The following is a 17,896-nucleotide window of genomic DNA, read 5'->3' on the forward strand; positions in this document are numbered from 1 at the left end:
ATGTCACCGAGAATCGGACTTACATTACCGAAAATTGTAGAAACAGCAGCAGAAATAGCAGATGCAAATGGAATACAAGAAGTAACGTTAGCTTCATTAGCGCAAAGGTTAGGGATACGTTCTCCCTCACTATATAATTATGTAAAAGGGTTACAAGATGTACGGAAACATCTTGGTATTTACGGAATACGACAGCTGCATAACAAGCTGGAAGAAGCGGCCGAGGATAAACATATGGATGAAGCAATTCATGCTTTAGGAGAAGCGTATGTAGCATTCGTACGGAAACATCCTGGACTGTATGAAGCAACTTTTTTACGAGATGAAGAAGTAAGAAAAGCAGGTGACGGAATTGTAAGGCTTTGTCTTCAGGTCTTACAACAGTACGATTTAGAAGGAGAGAATGCACTTCATGCGACACGTGGATTTAGAAGTATTTGTCATGGGTTTGCGTCGATTGAACAGCAAGGCGGATTTGGTTTGCCGTTAGATCTGGATACAAGTTTACATGTATTGTTGGAAACGTTTATTAAAGGATTACGTGGAATGAGAGAGTGAATAGGAAGCGAGGCAACCAAAAACCTTAGAAGTGATTTTTAATTGGGAATCTATATTCGTTAACCGGCGAACAGTATAAATTAGCAAATGCATGTTTATTAGCAGGAGTACTTTGTTCTTATGCTTTAACTATCGTAGTTTTGAAAAGAAGATATTAGATGAGAAAGAGCCTCTAGTGGTTTAGAGGCTCTTTTTTGTTAAATGATATTATTTTGCAGGTTTGAAAAATGTGTATATGGCTAAGAAAAAGCAAACGAAACTGAATACGATAGGATCTTGATATGGACTAGGCTCAGAGCCCTTCTGGATTTCTGTAAGGAAGTCATGTGTTTTCATGTTTTATTGCTCCTTTATATAAGAATACGTTTAATGAAACTAATACTTACTAATAGAGTTGCACTAATAAATACTAAGAAAAATGTAGTATTACGGTTTTTATAGTTGTTAAGCGCAATGAATAAAAAACAAATGAGAAATAACATATGTAAAGGAATAGAAGTGAGTAATGGCTTTAAAGTTAATGTATCAATCAACAATTTTATATACAGAATTGCATAAACCATTAAGAAGATAATTTTAAAATATTTTTGCATAAGCACACCAACCTACTATGGTTTGTTTTGAGATACTATCGTTAGTGTAAGGTGACTTTTTGAAAATTTGTATTTTTATGTAATTATAACATTTTTTTGTATTTATAAATAGATGTGAAATGTAAGAAGGCTTTTTCATGAATACGATTTAAAAAGAACAGAATACTAAAGAAGAATGAAAGAAGAAAGGTAGGAGTATTCCATGCAAAATTTAACAGAGCTTGAAGTAGAAAACTTACGTCATTTAATTGGTGGACACGCAACAATTATTAACAAGTTGGAGCAGTATGCACAGACGTGTACAGATCCACAACTGAAACAAATGCTACAAAAAGATGCGCAAGATGCACGAAATACGAAGCAACAATTAATGACTTTTCTAGGATAGGAGGAAGCAGAACATGAATGAAAAAGATATGGTAAATGATTATTTAGCAGGATTAAATGCAAGTTTAACAAGTTATGCAAATTATATTGCTCAGTCTGATAATGAACAGTTACACCAAACGTTAATTCAAATTCGTAATCAAGATGAAATGCGCCAACGTAATATGTATGAGTACGCAAAGCAAAAGAGTTATTACAAGCCGGCAGCACCTGCAAATCCGATGATTGTACAACAATTAAAAAGCCAATTAAGTGCGGAATAACAGGGAAAAGAAAACGAGCGAATCTATTCGCTCGTTTTCTTTTTGTATATGTCAATAAATACATAATAAATATTTTTCCAGTTGTAACAAATATGACGAAAATGGAATATGACAATTCACAAAAAGGACAAAAACTTTGTTCAACATTTCACAAAGTATCCATGGTTTCTATCGTGGGAATCTCTATAATTAGGGGTGTAAAGAACAAAAGAAATAGATTATATGATCAATTAGGAGAGATTGCTATGAAAAGACATACAAGAAAAATTGCAATTATCGGTACTGGATTAGTTGGATCAAGTTGTGCATATTCCATTGTCAATCAAGGCATTTGCGAAGAGCTATTATTAATTGATATAAATCATGAACGTGCAGTTGGGGAAGCAATGGATTTATCACACTGCATTAACTTTACAAATACAAGAACAAAAGTATATGCAGGAAGTTATGAAGACTGCAAAGATATGGACATTGTTATTATTACAGCAGGACCAGCGCCAAAACCAGGGCAAAGTCGCTTAGATACTTTAGGAGCAAGCGCAAAGATTATGGAAAGTGTTGTTGGCGGCGTAATGGAAAGTGGATTTGATGGTATTTTCTTACTTGCATCGAACCCAGTTGATATTATTACATATCAAGTTTGGAAATTATCTGGATTACCTAGAAATCGTGTAATCGGTACTGGTACATCACTAGATTCTTCTCGCTTAAGAACAATTTTATCTGAAATGTTACATGTAGATCCTCGCAGTATTCACGGGTATTCATTAGGGGAACATGGTGATTCTCAAATGGTTGCTTGGTCACACGTAACTGTTGGTGGAAAACCAATTCTGCAAATTTTAGAAGAACAAAAAGAACGATTTGGTGAAATAGATTTAGATGAAATCGTTGAGAAGACTGCGAAAGCCGGATGGGAAATTTATAAACGAAAAGGTACTACTTATTACGGAATCGGAAACTCTCTAGCATATATTGCAAACTCAATCTTTAACGATGATCATCGTGTCATTGCTGTATCAGCTATTTTAGATGGTGAGTATGGTGAATATGATATTTGTACAGGAGTGCCAGCTATTATTACTAGAGATGGTATAAGAGAAATTGTAGAACTAAATTTAACAGAGGATGAAGAATCTCGATTCGCAAAATCAAACGACATTTTACGTGATTATATGAAAACAATTGGTTACTAACTTATAGAAGAAGGTGAAACAAATGAAGGAATATATAATGTCTCGTGTATTTAAAGCATCAGCTGGAATCGCACAAGGTATTTTCGTATCCCTTGGAATTGGTTTACTAATCGAAAATATAGGAAGAATTGTTGATATTCCGTTGCTTATTACAATCGGAGTTGTTGCAAAATCACTTATGGCACCAGCCATTGGTGCTGGAATTGCTTTTATGCTCGGTGCAAATGGACTTGTAATCTTCTCAGCTATGGTAGCTGGAGCAATTGGTGCCGGATCCATTTCAATTACTGAAGCAGGTTTAATTATTAAAACAGGTGAGCCAATCGGTGCATTATTAACAGCGACTTTAGCTGTATATATTGGTAAACGTTTAAGTGGAAAAACTGCGTTAGATATGATGCTCGTTCCATTTGCGGCAATATTAGGTTCTGGTTTAGTCGGCATTTGGTTATCTCATAATATTACTCCTGTTTTAAATGCAGTTGGAGCATTCATTAAAGATAGTTCAGCTGGTAGCCCGTTCATCGCTTCTATCGTCATTGCAGTCGTTTGGGGACTATTACTTATCTCGCCAGCTTCATCAGCTGCGTTAGCGATCGCACTTAGCTTAGACGGTGTTGCAGGTGGTGCTGCTCTTGCAGGCTGCGTTGCTCAGTTTATCGGATTCTCTGTCATCTCAGCGAAAGAAAATAATTTAGGTGGTATATTAGCTCAAGCTCTTTGTACTCCGAAAGTACAGTTGCCAAATATCACTAAAAATCCAATGATTCTCGTCCCAACTGTCGTCGCCAGTGCAATAGTGGGTCCAGTATCTGCATTAATTTTCCAACTGGAAGCAGGAAAAGAAATTGCAGGTCTTGGATTAAGTTCTCTTATCGCACCAATTAATTTAATTTCCAGCGAAGGATGGGAAGTTGTCCCAGCGATGGTAATCACTTATATCGTCATTCCAGTAGCTGTTTCTTATATACTTTACATTGCTCTTAAAAAAGCAGGTCGTATTCACTCTGGTGATATGACTGTACCGCAATCTTAACTTGAAAATCTCCTTTTATATAGAGAAAAGCAGACTGAGAAGCCACAGTCTGCTTTTTACATTTTATGATTTTGTTTTACTGGAACACGTACGGTTTCTTTTGCTAATAAAAGCTGAACGCCGAAGTAGAGTATGCTTGCAAGAGTCATTCCAGAAATGGCGTCTACAAATGCATGTTGCTTCGTAAATAGCGTTGATAAAATAATAAGCGTACCGAAGAAGGTAAGGATGTAATATTCAAAAGCATGTTGTTCTCTACGTTTAAAGGCAGCTAGCATAATGACAAATGTAGTCAGAACGTGAATGCTTGGGAAACAATTTACTGGTTGATCGATACTATAAATATAGCGGACTAGTTCGGAAAACACGTCTGATCCAACAACGGTTGGACGTGGTACAGTTGTCTGCCAAAAATAATAAATGGAAAAACAAGCAAGTTTTCCAAGAATGATACTACTTAAAGTGACATAATATTGCTTTCGATCTGCAAAGCAGTAATAAATAAGTGCGCCGTATAAGTAAGGAAACCAAAGTAAATAAGGGATAATAAATGCTTTCACAAATGGAATCCAATCATCTACTACAGTTGTGACATCTACTGCGTGTACAGCCGATTTATTTAATACATCGTAAAGGGGACTTACGAGTACGAGTAGAAGTATATAACTTAACGGAAGAAAAGATGAAAGTTTAAATTTCTTCATAATAATCTCCTATGTTTAGTAATGTAAGTAAATTCAATTGATTATAATATAGAAACGCAATTTGGGCTATCGATTTTGCTTACATTTTCTTGAATTCACCTTACGTTTTTGTCACTTGACTGAAAAGAAGGGGAGGGTGCTAAATGAAGCGTTTATCGTATTTCTTAGTTTTTATATTGATATGCCTAGCGAGTGCTGGGTGTGCAAAGGATAAAGAAGGAGAGAAATTAGAATATAACGGAAGAGCACTCGTAATTGGAGTTGTTGGAGAAAAACCGAAAGATACGTTTAGGAATGTGAAGTTTGAAAATGTGAAGTTAGAAGAGATGAAGGAGAAAGAAGCAAAAGTTGATGGTTTTCTTGTCATGAAAGAATACTTTCAAGAAGCATCAAAGGAGCAGTATACGGACTTATTTTTATCATTAAAGAAGCCGGTATTTTTTATTGGCTTACAAGATAGACCGTATTTGATTTTTACTGAAAAAGATTTAGATTATGACAATGCCCCAAGGGACAAAGCTATGATGTATACACAAGGATTTGTAAATATGGGGAATCCTGAGGGACAATATTGGGGTATGGGATTATATAATGATACTGTTTCGGATCAAAATATTCATAATATGTATATCATAGTATTTCAAACAATTGCAGATTATTTAAGTCGATGATGAAGGAAAAGAGATTTGGATTATTACTTGTGCTATAGATTTATATGTAATATCTATTCCTTTAAAAGTAAAGAAATATAATTCGCTTTAATTGGTAATGAATATAGAAGTGATTATGCTATGAAAGTCATGTTTATTCATGGCTTTTTGTTTGTAGTAATTTCTTACCTGTTGGTTCTATCGCATCTGTTGTAGTGTTATGCGGCGGGCTATTCATTATGGTAAGTAGACAAGAACAGGGATTTCACCTTATTTCAAGGGCTGGGATTGTTAAAGCAATTTTTTTCCTACACTAGTAGGGCTTTTTTATTAACAGTAATTCCTCAATATACACGAAATATGCAAATGTGCATATTGTATTTATTTGGATATTTTGTATGTTAAAATTAAATATAGGGATTTTTGTATATAAAGAACTGAAAACAGAAATATCCAATGAATTTTGAGAGGTGTTACATGTTTAAAAACAAGAAATTAATTCGGTTTGGTCTAACATTACTTGTATGTTTATTTGTAATTGATTTTACAATCAGTTATTTTCAAGCATATCTTGAATCGGCAGGTATTAAATGGGTAATATCAGAAACTTGGAGAACTATTTTGTTAGATGCCCCTGAAAGTATATTGGTTATTTTAGGCGCAATTGCTTTATATGATTTCACAAAAGAAACATCGCCAAAAGACGCATCTATTTAAATGCGTCTTTTTTATTTCATGCAATTAGCAATTTCGTGGATGGTAGTCTTGCTATCAATGATAGAGCATTATGCCATACAATGAAGATAATATTGGAAATTTATAGGGATGATTACGTTGAGGAAATTTTTAATTAGTTATGCTGCAAGCCTCCTTACTTTTACTATCATATGGTTCTTAATACCGTATATTTCTGATCCTAGTTATTCTAACGAGAATGGTTTACCTAATATAGTTGGATTTATTGTAATTCTCATCATATTTGGTAGTGTATTAGATCTTGTAGCTTGTCTAATTGGAGAAGTGTTATACAGGAACATAAAACAATGTAGGAAGTTTCGATTTGGAATTCCTGTATTTATTGGACTAGCTCTTATCTATATATTTATACTCTCTCTTTTTACTATTACTAGTGCATATGCTTCTAGTTTAGTTGCACCTATTATTATGGGTTCCTTAGTTTTTTATGTAGTACGTAGAAAAATATAATTAACCTTAGCTAACGATAATGATGTAAATGAGCTAGTGGCGGTTCCGCAAAGATTTTGAATAACTTACGAAAAAGTAGAGTACTATACATTTTTACTTTAATGAAGGATACGTTTACCTTTAGATTGATGATAAAAAAGAAGTACCCTGTTTCTAAGCAAGGGCACTTCTTTTTATATTTCAGTCAGTAATTTGAATTTCATATTCTCAGGAGCAGTTACTTTTGCTTTATTGATGATAGGCTTAATAACTTTTTTATGGGCTCACTACTACGGTCAAAATCGTTAGTTCCTTTCATCTGTACGCCTTTGTCATGTAAAGTGTTTCCGGTTTTTGTGATTATAGGCTGAACTGGTTAAATAAACGTTTGTTTAAGATGTATGTTCGGCAGGAAGAAAACGATGCAGCTCAAGGGTTAATAAAGAAAAAAGGGAATTAATCAAACGTTTGTTTAAGATGTATGTTCGGTAGGAAGAAAACGATGCAGCTCAAGGGTGAACAAAGAAAAATAGTGAGTTAATCAAACGTTTGTTTAAGATATATGTTCGGCGAGGAATTGGGAAAGGATCTAAAAAATTTATATATTTATTTTTTCTTAACAAATGGCGGAAAAATAAGAAAAATTCGCAGGATTATTAAAAATTATCACGAAATAAGTAAAAGTTTAGCGAATAATGGTTTGAAATAATAAAACGTTTTCTATATGATAAAGGTAAAGGTTAGTAAAAAAGTAGGTGAATTTATGACAGTAACATTTTATTCATATCCAAAGTGTGGCACATGTCAAAAAGCAAAGAAATGGTTTGAGGCAAACGATGTAGCATATGAGATGATTCATATTGTTGAAAATCCACCATCAAAAGAAGATTTACGTAATTTACATGAAAAAAGTGAATTACCATTAAAAAAATTCTTTAATACAAGTGGAATGCGTTACCGTGAACTTGGTCTGAAAGATAAGTTGAAAGATGCAAGCGAAGACGAAATGTACGAGCTTTTAGCATCTGATGGCATGTTGATTAAACGTCCAATTGTAACAGATGGAACGAAGGTAACACTTGGTTTTAACGAAGAGCAGTTTGAAAGTGTGTGGAAAAAGTACCAATAAGGTATTTTTACATAATTAATACATTCACTGGAGGTACAGTCATGAGCATTCCAAATAATTTACGTTACTCTGAAGAACACGAATGGGTAAAAACTGAAGGTAATGAAGTTGTTATCGGTATTACTCACTTTGCACAAGGTGAGCTAGGCGATATCGTATTCGTTGAACTTCCTGAAGTAGGTGCAACAATCGAAGCTGACGAGCCATTCGGAAGCGTAGAATCTGTTAAAACAGTTTCTGAGTTATACGCACCTGTAAGCGGTAAAGTTGTAGCAGTAAACGAAGAATTAAGTGACCAACCAGAACTTGTTAACGAATCTCCATACGAGGGTGCATGGATGGTTAAAGTTGAACTTTCTGATGCAAGCCAAGTTGAAAAGTTATTAACTGCTGAAAAATATGCAGAAATGACAAACCAAGACTAATTATAGTCGACTGAAGGACAGCCTTTGTGCTGTCCTTTTTTATTTTATGTAAAATAATGAACGTAGAATCATATACTAATTATCGTGTGGGAGAACGTTTTTTGAAAAAAATTTTGTTTTTTTATTGTCTAGCTCCAGTGGCTAGATTGTTCGGTGGCTGCGCTTCTTCCTGCAAGGCAAAAGGCGCCTTTACGTCAGAAGCTCCATCCCCCTCACAATCTGAACGAGCCGCTTGCGCTTTTTATTATGATCCAGCTCCAGCGGCTAGAACAGTCGGTCATTTCACTCCTTCACTTGAGGCAAAAGGCGCCTCTAGTTCAGGAGTTCCAATGCCCTCCTGTTCTGAACGAGCCGCTTGCGCTTTTCATTTTCTAGCTCCACCTCCTAGCCCTTCATGTCTAAGAACCTTCCGCACGAGAAGACAAAAAGCGTCTTCTGTGCGAAAGAACCTTAGCCAACAGGGCTAAGCAGTCGGTTCCGCTTTTCTTTATTGTCCAGCTCCAGCGGCTAGATTGTTCGGTGGCTTCGCTTCTTCCTGCAAGGCAAAAAGCGCCTTTACGTCAGAAGCTCCATCCCCCTCACAATCTGAACGAGCCGCTTGCGCTTTTCTTTTGCAAAAATAAACAGGAAACAACATGAAAATAACGAATATACTATATACTAAGTTAAAGGTTGTATAGTATATGGTGATCGGGTGATGACATATGATTTATGTAGAAAAAGTCATTATTGTAGAAGGTACATCAGATAGAAGAAAGATTGAATCTATTATTCGGGAACCGGTGGAAATTGTTTGTACAAATGGTACAATTGGTTTGTCGAAAATGGATGAGCTCGTTGATCAGTTTTTTGATAAGGAAGTGTATGTGCTAGTGGATGCTGATGATGCTGGAGAAAAGTTAAGGAAACAGTTTCGAAAAGAATTTCCGCAAGCAGAGCATATTTATATTGATCGCTCGTACCGGGAAGTGGCAACAGCGCCATCTTCACACTTAGCAAATGTATTATGGGGAGCTGACATTGACGTTTATACAGAATATTTACGGTAAGGAATGATAGAAGTGATTGACTGGACAGGAGCCGAAGCTACAGCCCTAATAGAGAATGAAGAAAAAACAGTGTTATATGTATATACTCCAATGTGTGGAACATGCCAATTAGCAAAAAAGATGTTAACAGTCGTTGAGATGACAATTGAAGACCTCAAAATTGGAATGTTAGATTTAAATTATGCTCCGCATTTCGCGAAAGAGTATGGAATTGAAAGTGTACCGTGTTTACTTGTTTTTGAAAATGGGACACTCATGAAGAAGATATATGCATTTCATTCGGTTGAATATTTATATACGGAATTAAAGTAGGCGGCAAAGTTTTTGCCGCCTCGACATATTTCTTGGGAAATATGTCGAGATGCAGGGTGGTTACAGTATTTGTCGAGCGAAAGTAACAGGATTGCTCTTTAGTGAGAGGGAATGGTATGTAATAGAAAGTGATATGAAGGATGTGATTTAGAGTGGAATTATATTCTTTGCTTCAATCATTTGTAAATTACGCTAATGGTCAATATCATTTAGAACCGCTTTTAAGACAAGGAGAAAAAACTGTTAATTTCCGCTTTGGAGATGAAAGTTGTTCGTTACAAATTTCAAGAGATTATATAGAGCTGTTGAAAGAAGAAAGAGGAACAGAGCAAATTGTTTGTGTAGATGAAGAAGATGTAAAACAATTGGTGAATGGCAATGTACGATTGCAAACGTTAATGGACGATGGACGTATACAATATTCGGGAACGTATCGAACGATGTTATTAATTGAATCGATGTTTCATATATGTAAACCGATGTCAGTGGGCGCTTAAAATTCTGAAGTTTCGTTTTTTACGAAAATTTCTGTTGACATGGTGTGTGGATATTGATACAATTCAATTCATAAAATATAGACAATTTCATAAATTACAAATCAGACGAAAATGTAATCTGATTTCTCTTATCAAGAGAGGTGGAGGGACTGTGCCCTGTGAAGCCCGGCAACCGTCAACTTATGTTGAAATGGTGCCAATTCCTGCAAAGCAAATGCTTTGAGAGATGAGAGAGAGGGATAATGTTGTTATATACGCATAAAAACCTTTCTGCTTCTCTAAAGCGGAAAGGTTTTTTTGTTGTTTGAATGTGGAGGACATTCAAATAATAAAAGTAATGATAACGGTGGGCTATACGCATCAAAAATAAAAAATTGCGGAGTCGATCAAAAATCTAGCTCCAGCGGCTAGAACAGTCGGTCGTTTCATCCCTTCCTATGAGGCAAAAAGCGCCTCTACGTCTGGGATTTGGGCGCCCTCTTGTTCTAAGCGAGCCGCTTACGCTTTTTATTAAAAAAAGGGGTGATACACCATGATTCTATTAGAGAATGTAAAGAAAATATATAAAGCAAAAAGCGGTGATGTCACTGCTGTAGATAATGCCAATTTAAAAATAGAGAAAGGTGAAATATTTGGTGTTATCGGATATAGTGGCGCTGGAAAAAGTTCTTTAATTCGATTATTCAATCAGTTGGAGAAACCAACTTCTGGCCAAATTACAATTGCAAATCGCGTCATTTCAGCAATTACAGGAAGCGAACTTCGTAAGGCAAGGCAAGAAATCGGAATGATTTTTCAGCACTTCAACTTACTTTGGTCACGAACTGTACGTGAAAATATTGAGTTCCCACTTGAAATTGCAGGTGTTGATAAGGCAAAGAGAAGAAAACGCGTTGATGAGCTAATTCATCTTGTTGGATTAGAAGGAAGAGGAGACGCGTATCCATCTCAGCTGAGCGGAGGGCAAAAGCAACGCGTTGGGATTGCAAGAGCATTAGCTAACAACCCACAAGTACTTTTATGTGATGAAGCAACGTCAGCTCTTGATCCAGAAACGACAGATCAAATTTTAGATTTACTATTAGATATTAATAAGCGTCTCGGCTTAACAATTGTACTTATTACACATGAGATGCACGTAATTCGAAAGATTTGTAATCGCGTTGCGGTAATGGAGAAAGGAAAGATTGTAGAAACAGGTCCAGTACTTGATGTGTTCCGTAATCCAAAGCAGGACATTACGAAACGATTTGTACAGCAGTTAACGGATTCTGAAGATACAAATGAAACGATTGAAAGTTTAATTGAAAAATATCCAGATGGAAAAGTAATTCGTTTGCAGTTTATCGGTGAAGCGGTAGAAAGACCAGTACTTCAAAGATTAATGCAACGCAGTGATATAGAAGTTAGCATTTTGCAAGGAAATATTGCACAAACGAATAACGGCTCTTACGGTAGTTTAGTTGTTCATTTAAATGGTGAGGAAACAGCGATTCAGCAAGCAATAGAGGGAATACATCAAGATCAAGTAGAGCTGGAGGTGATTGCACATGGATAAATTACTCACAAATGTTGATTGGAATCAAATGTTAGAAGCAACTGGTGAAACGTTATATATGACGGCAATCGCAGCTCTTGCCACATTTATTTTAGGACTCATTTTAGGATTGTTACTCTTTATGACAGCGAAAGATAATTTATGGGAAAACAAAGCGGTTAACACGGCGATTGGAGCGTTCGTAAACATTTTCCGCTCGATACCGTTCATTATTTTAATCATTTTATTAATCCCATTCACAAAGATTCTGCTTGGAACAATTCTTGGAGCGAGCGCTGCACTTCCAGCTTTAATTATTGGAGCGGCACCGTTTTACGCGAGAATGGTTGAAATCGCCCTTCGTGAAATTGATAAAGGTGTAATTGAAGCTTCAAAAGCGATGGGAGCAAAAACAAGCACAATTATTTTGAAGGTGTTAATTCCAGAATCGTTACCAGCGTTAGTATCTGGTATTACGGTTACGACAATTGCTTTAGTAGGCTATACAGCAATGGCGGGAGTTGTTGGTGCTGGTGGCCTTGGAACACTTGCTTATTTAGAAGGATTCCAACGAGGAAATAACGACGTAACAATCGTTGCGACAATTTGTGTATTACTAGTTGTATTTTTCATTCAATGGATTGGTGATCGTGTAACGACTCGAATAGATAAACGATAATAAAAAACGGGAGGATGTTTCAAATGAAAAAATTATTACTTACAGCACTTATTTCAACTTCTATTTTTGGGTTAGCTGCTTGTGGCGGCAAAGATAAAGATGAAAAGAAACTTGTTGTTGGTGCTTCTAACGTACCGCACGCTGAAATTTTAGAAAAGGCAAAACCGTTACTTGAGAAAAAAGGAATTGAATTAGAAGTAAAAAAATTCCAAGATTACGTGTTGCCAAATAAATCGTTAGCAGATAAGGATTTAGACGCAAACTATTTCCAACACATTCCGTATTTAGAAAAAGAAATTAAAGATAAAAAATATGATTTTGAAGTAGCAGGAAAAATTCATTTAGAGCCAATTGGTGTATATTCTCAAAAATATAAAAGCTTAAAAGAGCTTCCAGACGGAGCGACAATTATTATGAGTAATTCAGTTGCTGACCATGGACGTGGTTTAGCAATTTTACAAAAAGAAGGTATTTTAAAAATTAAAGATGGGGTAGATCCAGTTAAAGCAACTCCAAAAGATATCGCGGATAATCCGAAAAACTTAAAATTCAAAACGGATATTGAGCCTGGTTTATTACCACAAGTGTATAACAATAAAGAAGGCGATGCTGTTCTAATTAACTCAAACTATGCAATCGATGCGAAGTTAAATCCAGAAAAAGATGCAATTGCAATTGAAAGTAATGATTCACCATACGCAAACGTAGTAGCTGTTCGTAAAGGCGATAAAGATAAAAAAGAAATTAAAGCTCTTGTAGAAGTATTACATTCTAAAGAAATTGAAGACTTCATTAACAAAGAATATAAAGGGGCAGTTGTTCCTGTAAAAGAATAATTGCTGGGGAAGGGCTGGTGTATGCCGGCCCTTTTTATAACTACATAATTATACGGGAGAAGGGGACATCATATGAAAAAGATTCTATTGTCAGTTGTTACAGCGCTGTCTGTATTTACATTAGCTGCTTGCGGAGGGAAAGAGGAGAATAAGCTTGTTGTGGGAGCTTCTAACGTGCCGCACGCTGTTATTTTAGAAAAGGCACAGCCAATATTAGAGAAAAAGGGTATTAAATTAGAAATTAAAAAATTCCAAGATTATGTGCTGCCAAATAAAGCGTTAGCGGATAAGGAAATTGATGCGAACTATTTCCAACACATTCCTTATTTAGATAAAGAAATTCAAGAAAAAGGATATAAAATTGTAAACGCGGGAAAAATCCATTTAGAGCCAATGGGTATTTATTCTAAGAAATATAAAAGCTTAAAAGACTTACCAGATGGCGGGACAGTGATTATGAGTAATAACGTAGCGGAGCGTGGCCGTATGCTAGCATTGTTACAAAAAGGCGGCGTTATTAAATTAAAAGATGGAGTAGATGTTGTTAAAGCAACAGTAAAAGATGTTGTAGAAAATCCGAAAAACTTAAAGTTTAAAACAGATGTAGAGCCTGGTCTTTCACCGAAGTTATATGAAAATAATGAAGGTGATGCATTATTTATTAATTCAAACTATGCAATTGACGCGAAATTAAATCCAACAAAGGATGCAATTGCGATTGAAGGATCAGACTCTTCATACGCAAATATTATTGCAGTTCGTAAAGGTGACGAGAAGAAAAAAGAAATTAAAGAGCTAGTAGAAGTACTGCATTCAAAAGAAATTCAAGATTTTATTAATAAAGAATATAAGGGTGCTGTACTGCCAGTAAGTGAATAAATATGAAGGAAAGGACTGGTAATTTTCCAGTCCTTTTTTCTTTATATAAATAAGAAGAAAGGTGTATCATAGAAAGGTGAAAAGGAAATACTTATATACATTTGTGAAAAAATTGTTACTTTTTTTCGTCGTTTGCGATATCATTTTATTTGATATAAAATTAGAATGAGAATAAAATGAGAATATGAACGTTTTAGGAATTTTTAAAATGTATATATAGGATTAATGGAGGTATTGAGATGGCTGGTTCTACATTAACGGTTAAAGACTTACACGTATCAATTGATGGCAAAGAAATTTTAAAAGGTGTAAACCTTGAAGTAAAAGGTGGAGAAATCCACGCAATTATGGGACCTAACGGAACAGGTAAATCAACTTTATCTTCTGCAATTATGGGTCACCCAAAGTATGAAGTAACAGAAGGTAGCATCATCATCGACGGTGAAGATGTATTAGAAATGGAAGTAGACGAGCGCGCGCAAGCAGGTCTATTCCTAGCAATGCAATATCCAAGTGAAATTAGCGGAGTAACAAACGCTGACTTCTTACGTTCTGCAATTAACGCACGTCGTGAAGAAGGCGATGAAATTTCTCTTATGAAATTTATCCGTACATTAGATAAAAACATGGAATTCTTAGAAATGGATCCAGAAATGGCACAACGTTACTTAAACGAAGGTTTCTCTGGTGGAGAGAAAAAACGTAACGAAATTCTTCAATTAATGATGATCGAGCCAAAAATCGCAATCTTAGACGAAATCGACTCAGGTCTTGATATCGATGCGTTAAAAGTTGTATCTAAAGGTATTAACGAAATGCGTGGCGAAGAATTCGGTTGCCTAATGATTACGCATTACCAACGTTTATTAAACTACATCACTCCAGACTTCGTTCACGTTATGATGAACGGTCGTATCGTTAAATCTGGTGGCCCTGAGCTTGCACAACGTCTAGAAGCTGAAGGTTACGACTGGATTAAAAAAGAATTAGGTATTGAAGACGAAACAACAGAGCAAGAAGCGTAAGAGAGGAGCATAAACATGACAATCGGTACATTACCTTTCGATCAAGAAACAATCCGTCAACGCGCAAGCGAAGTAAACGAAGCAGCTTGGTTGACTGAGTTCCGCTTACAAGCTCTTGCACAAGCAACTGAACTTCCAATGCCAACGCCTGATAAAACGAAAATTGAAAAATGGGACTTTATCGGAAAAGGCGACGCTGCTAAGCAAGAGCCTGTAAGTTCTTTAACAGAGCTTCCAGAAGCAGTGAAAAACTTAATCGATGAAAATAACAGCGTATTAGTGCAACGTACTGGTACAACTGCATTCGTTTCTTTAGCAGACGAAGCAAAAGAAAAAGGTGTTATTTTTACAGATATCGTAACAGCTGCGACTGAGCATGCTGAACTAGTACAAAAGTACTTAATGAAAGATGGCGTGAAGGTAGACGAGCATCGTCTAACTGCACTTCATGCTGCATTAATCAACGGCGGTGCATTCGTATATGTTCCGAAAAACGTTGTTCTTGAAACTCCACTTCAAGCTGTATTCTTAGTAGACGGCGAAGAAGCTAACGTATATAACCACGTATTATTCGTAGCTGATGCGAACAGTACTGCAACTTATGTAGAGAACTATGTTGCAAATGAAAATGCTAAAGGTATTGCAAATATCGTAGCAGAAGTAATCGTGGAACAAGGCGCACAAGTGAAATTCGGTGCGGTTGATCTATTAGCGAAAGACGTAACAACTTACGTTAACCGCCGCGGCGTTGTAGGACGCGACGGCCGCATTGATTGGGCTCTAGGCCTTATGAATGACGGAAACACAATTTCAGAGAACGTTACGAACTTAATGGGCGACGGTTCATATGCTGATACGAAAACAGTAACAATTGGCCGTGGTAACCAAACACAAAACTTTACAACTAAAGTTGTTCACTTCGGTAAACACTCTGAAGGTTGGATTTTAAAACACGGTGTACAAAAAGATAGTGCAACATCTATCTTTAACGGAATTGGTAAGATTGAACACGGTGCATCTAAATCAAATGCACAACAATCTTCTCGCGTTCTTATGTTAGATGAGAAAGCACGCGGAGATGCAAACCCAATTCTTTTAATCGACGAAGATGATGTAATGGCAGGTCACGCAGCTTCAGTAGGTCGCGTAGATCCAGTCCAACTATACTACCTAATGAGCCGTGGTATTCCAAAACGCGAAGCAGAACGTTTAGTCATCCATGGATTCTTAGCACCTGTAGTTAATGAGCTTCCAATTGAAGGAGTAAAAGCACAGCTTGTTGAGGTAATTGAAAGGAAAGTTCGCTAATGAATATTCATGAAATACGCAAACAGTTTCCAATTCTTGATCAAAAAGTGAACGGCAAACAACTTGTTTATTTCGATAGTGCAGCAACTTCTCAAAAACCAATTCAAGTCATTGAAACGTTAGAACGTTACTATAAAGAATATAACTCTAACGTGCATCGCGGTGTTCATACGCTCGGTACGAAAGCTACCGACGCGTATGAAGGTGCACGCGAGAAAGTTCGCAAGTTTATTAATGCGAAATCAATGGAAGAGATTATTTTCACGCGCGGAACGACAACTGCATTAAATACAGTAGCGGCTAGCTATGGTCTTGAAAATGTAAAAGAAGGCGATGAAATCGTTATTTCTTACATGGAGCACCATAGTAACATCATTCCGTGGCAGCAAGTTGCGAAGAAAACTGGTGCAACTTTAAAATATCTTCCGCTTCAACCAGACGGTACAATTTCTTTAGAAGATGTTCGTCAAACAGTTACACCGAATACAAAAATCGTTTCTATTATGCAAGTATCAAATGTACTTGGAACGATTAACCCTGTAAAAGAAATCGGAGCAATCGCACACGAAAATGGCGCAATTATGATCGTTGACGGTGCACAAAGTACACCTCACATGAAAGTGGATGTACAAGATTTAAATTGTGATTTCTACGCACTATCTGCTCATAAGATGTGTGGACCTACAGGTATCGGCGTATTATATGGTAAAAAAGAATTGCTAAACAATATGGAGCCAATTGAATTTGGCGGTGAAATGATTGATTTCGTAGATTTACAAGAATCTACTTGGAAAGAGCTTCCGTGGAAGTTCGAAGCGGGTACACCGATTATCGGTAATGCAATCGGACTTGGTGCGGCAATTGATTTCCTAGAAGAAATCGGTCTTCATAATATTGAAAAGCATGAGCATGAATTAGCGCAATACGCTTTAGAAAGACTATCAGAAGTAGATGGCGTTACAATTTATGGTCCAAAGCATCGCGCTGGTCTTGTTACATTTAATATTGAAGACGTACATCCTCACGATGTAGCGACAGTATTAGATGTAGAAGGTATTGCGGTTCGCGCAGGACACCACTGTGCACAACCGCTTATGAAGTGGCTGAAAGCTTCTTCAACAGCACGTGCAAGCTTCTATTTATATAATACAAAAGAAGAAATTGATACATTTGTTGAATCGCTAATCAAGACAAAGGAGTATTTCACAAATGTCATTTAATAATTTAGATACGTTATATCGCCAAGTTATTATGGATCATTACAAAAATCCTCGTAACCATGGCGTGTTAGAAGATAGTGTTACAGTTAACTTGAACAATCCAACTTGTGGTGATCGTATTCAACTTACGATGAAAGTAGAAGAAGGTATTGTGCAAGAAGCGAAGTTTGAAGGAGAAGGATGTTCTATCTCAATGTCTTCAGCTTCAATGATGACACAAGCAGTAAAAGGTAAGAAAATTGAAGAGGCACTTCAGCTTTCTAAAATTTTCTCTGACATGATGCTAGGAAAAGAGTACGATGACAGCATCGATTTAGGAGATATTGAAGCATTACAAGGCGTATGCAAGTTCCCTGCACGTATTAAATGTGCAACATTAGCGTGGAAAGCGTTAGAAAAGGGCTTAAACGAAGATAAGTAATGTTAAA

23 protein-coding genes, 1 pseudogene and 1 riboswitch are annotated in these 17,896 nt (G+C 36.3%); of the genes and pseudogenes, 22 read left to right on the plus strand and 2 right to left on the minus strand.

Annotated elements, in window-relative coordinates; translation table 11 throughout:
- From ACTFNE_RS20970 to ACTFNE_RS20995, 6 genes and pseudogenes are all read left to right on the plus strand, one after another.
- On the plus strand, positions 1-558 hold the full coding sequence (locus ACTFNE_RS20970; protein ID WP_270706248.1) for a TetR/AcrR family transcriptional regulator: 558 nt from the start codon (positions 1-3) through the stop codon (positions 556-558).
- A 35-nt stretch (positions 559-593) separates the two neighbouring features.
- Positions 594-716, plus strand: a pseudogene (locus ACTFNE_RS20975) (DUF2178 domain-containing protein); the annotation flags it as partial.
- Positions 717-1,353: 637 nt separating this feature from the next.
- The gene (locus ACTFNE_RS20980; RefSeq protein WP_001180555.1) at positions 1,354-1,539 is read left to right on the plus strand and encodes a hypothetical protein; all 186 of its coding nucleotides are present in this window, start codon (positions 1,354-1,356) and stop codon (positions 1,537-1,539) included.
- 13 nt (positions 1,540-1,552) lie between these two features.
- Positions 1,553-1,801, plus strand: a complete 249-nt coding sequence (locus ACTFNE_RS20985) for a spore coat protein (RefSeq protein ID WP_001002987.1) — start codon at positions 1,553-1,555, stop codon at positions 1,799-1,801.
- 245 nt (positions 1,802-2,046) lie between these two features.
- On the plus strand, positions 2,047-2,997 hold the full coding sequence (locus ACTFNE_RS20990) for an L-lactate dehydrogenase (protein WP_000820657.1): 951 nt from the start codon (positions 2,047-2,049) through the stop codon (positions 2,995-2,997).
- 22 nt (positions 2,998-3,019) lie between these two features.
- A complete protein-coding gene (locus ACTFNE_RS20995; RefSeq protein ID WP_000666170.1) occupies positions 3,020-4,033 on the plus strand; it encodes a PTS transporter subunit IIC in 1,014 nt (337 codons plus the stop codon).
- 56 nt (positions 4,034-4,089) lie between these two features.
- Here the strand turns inward: ACTFNE_RS20995 and ACTFNE_RS21000 are convergent, their stop codons facing one another.
- Positions 4,090-4,737, minus strand: coding sequence for a phosphatase PAP2 family protein (locus tag ACTFNE_RS21000; RefSeq protein WP_046198706.1), 648 nt, complete (start codon positions 4,735-4,737; stop codon positions 4,090-4,092).
- 143 nt (positions 4,738-4,880) lie between these two features.
- Between ACTFNE_RS21000 and ACTFNE_RS21005 the strand changes: the two genes are divergently transcribed.
- From ACTFNE_RS21005 to gcvH, 5 genes are all read left to right on the plus strand, one after another.
- Complete coding sequence (locus ACTFNE_RS21005; RefSeq protein WP_046198705.1) at positions 4,881-5,408, plus strand: hypothetical protein; 528 nt, start codon at positions 4,881-4,883, stop codon at positions 5,406-5,408.
- Positions 5,409-5,864: 456 nt separating this feature from the next.
- Positions 5,865-6,104 carry a DUF3937 family protein gene (locus ACTFNE_RS21010; protein ID WP_046198704.1) on the plus strand — a complete coding sequence of 80 codons (240 nt, stop codon included), beginning with the start codon at positions 5,865-5,867 and terminating at the stop codon, positions 6,102-6,104.
- A gap of 117 nt (positions 6,105-6,221) precedes the next feature.
- Entirely contained in the window at positions 6,222-6,593 is a 372-nt protein-coding gene (locus ACTFNE_RS21015; protein ID WP_001224774.1) for a hypothetical protein, read from the plus strand.
- Positions 6,594-7,335: 742 nt separating this feature from the next.
- Positions 7,336-7,701, plus strand: coding sequence for an arsenate reductase family protein (locus ACTFNE_RS21020; protein WP_000218967.1), 366 nt, complete (start codon positions 7,336-7,338; stop codon positions 7,699-7,701).
- A 41-nt stretch (positions 7,702-7,742) separates the two neighbouring features.
- A complete protein-coding gene (gcvH, locus tag ACTFNE_RS21025; protein WP_000026896.1) occupies positions 7,743-8,126 on the plus strand; it encodes a glycine cleavage system protein GcvH in 384 nt (127 codons plus the stop codon).
- 487 nt (positions 8,127-8,613) lie between these two features.
- Here the strand turns inward: gcvH and ACTFNE_RS21030 are convergent, their stop codons facing one another.
- Positions 8,614-8,763: a hypothetical protein gene (locus ACTFNE_RS21030; protein ID WP_175543873.1), complete on the minus strand. Its 150-nt coding sequence runs from the start codon at positions 8,761-8,763 to the stop codon at positions 8,614-8,616.
- A gap of 67 nt (positions 8,764-8,830) precedes the next feature.
- Between ACTFNE_RS21030 and ACTFNE_RS21035 the strand changes: the two genes are divergently transcribed.
- The 11 genes from ACTFNE_RS21035 to sufU all read left to right on the plus strand — a co-directional run bounded on the left by ACTFNE_RS21035 (position 8,831) and on the right by sufU (position 17,889).
- Complete coding sequence (locus tag ACTFNE_RS21035) at positions 8,831-9,175, plus strand: toprim domain-containing protein (RefSeq protein WP_000640869.1); 345 nt, start codon at positions 8,831-8,833, stop codon at positions 9,173-9,175.
- Positions 9,176-9,178: 3 nt separating this feature from the next.
- On the plus strand, positions 9,179-9,487 hold the full coding sequence (locus ACTFNE_RS21040) for a thioredoxin family protein (protein ID WP_001998544.1): 309 nt from the start codon (positions 9,179-9,181) through the stop codon (positions 9,485-9,487).
- Between the two features lie 152 nt (positions 9,488-9,639).
- A complete protein-coding gene (locus ACTFNE_RS21045) occupies positions 9,640-9,984 on the plus strand; it encodes a hypothetical protein (RefSeq protein WP_046198702.1) in 345 nt (114 codons plus the stop codon).
- Between the two features lie 125 nt (positions 9,985-10,109).
- Positions 10,110-10,217, plus strand: a riboswitch (SAM riboswitch).
- 299 nt (positions 10,218-10,516) lie between these two features.
- A complete protein-coding gene (locus ACTFNE_RS21050) occupies positions 10,517-11,542 on the plus strand; it encodes a methionine ABC transporter ATP-binding protein (protein WP_000601775.1) in 1,026 nt (341 codons plus the stop codon).
- On the plus strand, positions 11,535-12,200 hold the full coding sequence (locus tag ACTFNE_RS21055; protein ID WP_000359553.1) for a methionine ABC transporter permease: 666 nt from the start codon (positions 11,535-11,537) through the stop codon (positions 12,198-12,200). The genes ACTFNE_RS21050 and ACTFNE_RS21055 overlap by 8 nt, the downstream gene beginning before the upstream one ends.
- A 23-nt stretch (positions 12,201-12,223) precedes the next feature.
- Complete coding sequence (gene metQ, locus ACTFNE_RS21060) at positions 12,224-13,036, plus strand: methionine ABC transporter substrate-binding lipoprotein MetQ (RefSeq protein WP_044791042.1); 813 nt, start codon at positions 12,224-12,226, stop codon at positions 13,034-13,036.
- A gap of 72 nt (positions 13,037-13,108) precedes the next feature.
- Entirely contained in the window at positions 13,109-13,915 is an 807-nt protein-coding gene (metQ, locus tag ACTFNE_RS21065; RefSeq protein WP_270706249.1) for a methionine ABC transporter substrate-binding lipoprotein MetQ, read from the plus strand.
- A 239-nt stretch (positions 13,916-14,154) separates the two neighbouring features.
- Positions 14,155-14,940 carry a Fe-S cluster assembly ATPase SufC gene (sufC, locus tag ACTFNE_RS21070; RefSeq protein WP_000929160.1) on the plus strand — a complete coding sequence of 262 codons (786 nt, stop codon included), beginning with the start codon at positions 14,155-14,157 and terminating at the stop codon, positions 14,938-14,940.
- A gap of 15 nt (positions 14,941-14,955) precedes the next feature.
- Positions 14,956-16,248, plus strand: a complete 1,293-nt coding sequence (sufD, locus tag ACTFNE_RS21075; RefSeq protein WP_000152184.1) for a Fe-S cluster assembly protein SufD — start codon at positions 14,956-14,958, stop codon at positions 16,246-16,248.
- Complete coding sequence (sufS, locus tag ACTFNE_RS21080; RefSeq protein WP_046198701.1) at positions 16,248-17,468, plus strand: cysteine desulfurase SufS; 1,221 nt, start codon at positions 16,248-16,250, stop codon at positions 17,466-17,468. The genes sufD and sufS overlap by 1 nt, the downstream gene beginning before the upstream one ends.
- Positions 17,458-17,889 carry a Fe-S cluster assembly sulfur transfer protein SufU gene (gene sufU, locus ACTFNE_RS21085; RefSeq protein WP_000009523.1) on the plus strand — a complete coding sequence of 144 codons (432 nt, stop codon included), beginning with the start codon at positions 17,458-17,460 and terminating at the stop codon, positions 17,887-17,889. The genes sufS and sufU overlap by 11 nt, the downstream gene beginning before the upstream one ends.
- Positions 17,890-17,896: the final 7 nt, after the last annotated feature.

Source organism: Bacillus cereus group sp. MYBKT111-2 (assembly GCF_051915205.1).
GTDB classification, from domain to species: Bacteria; Bacillota; Bacilli; order Bacillales; family Bacillaceae_G; genus Bacillus_A; species Bacillus_A paranthracis.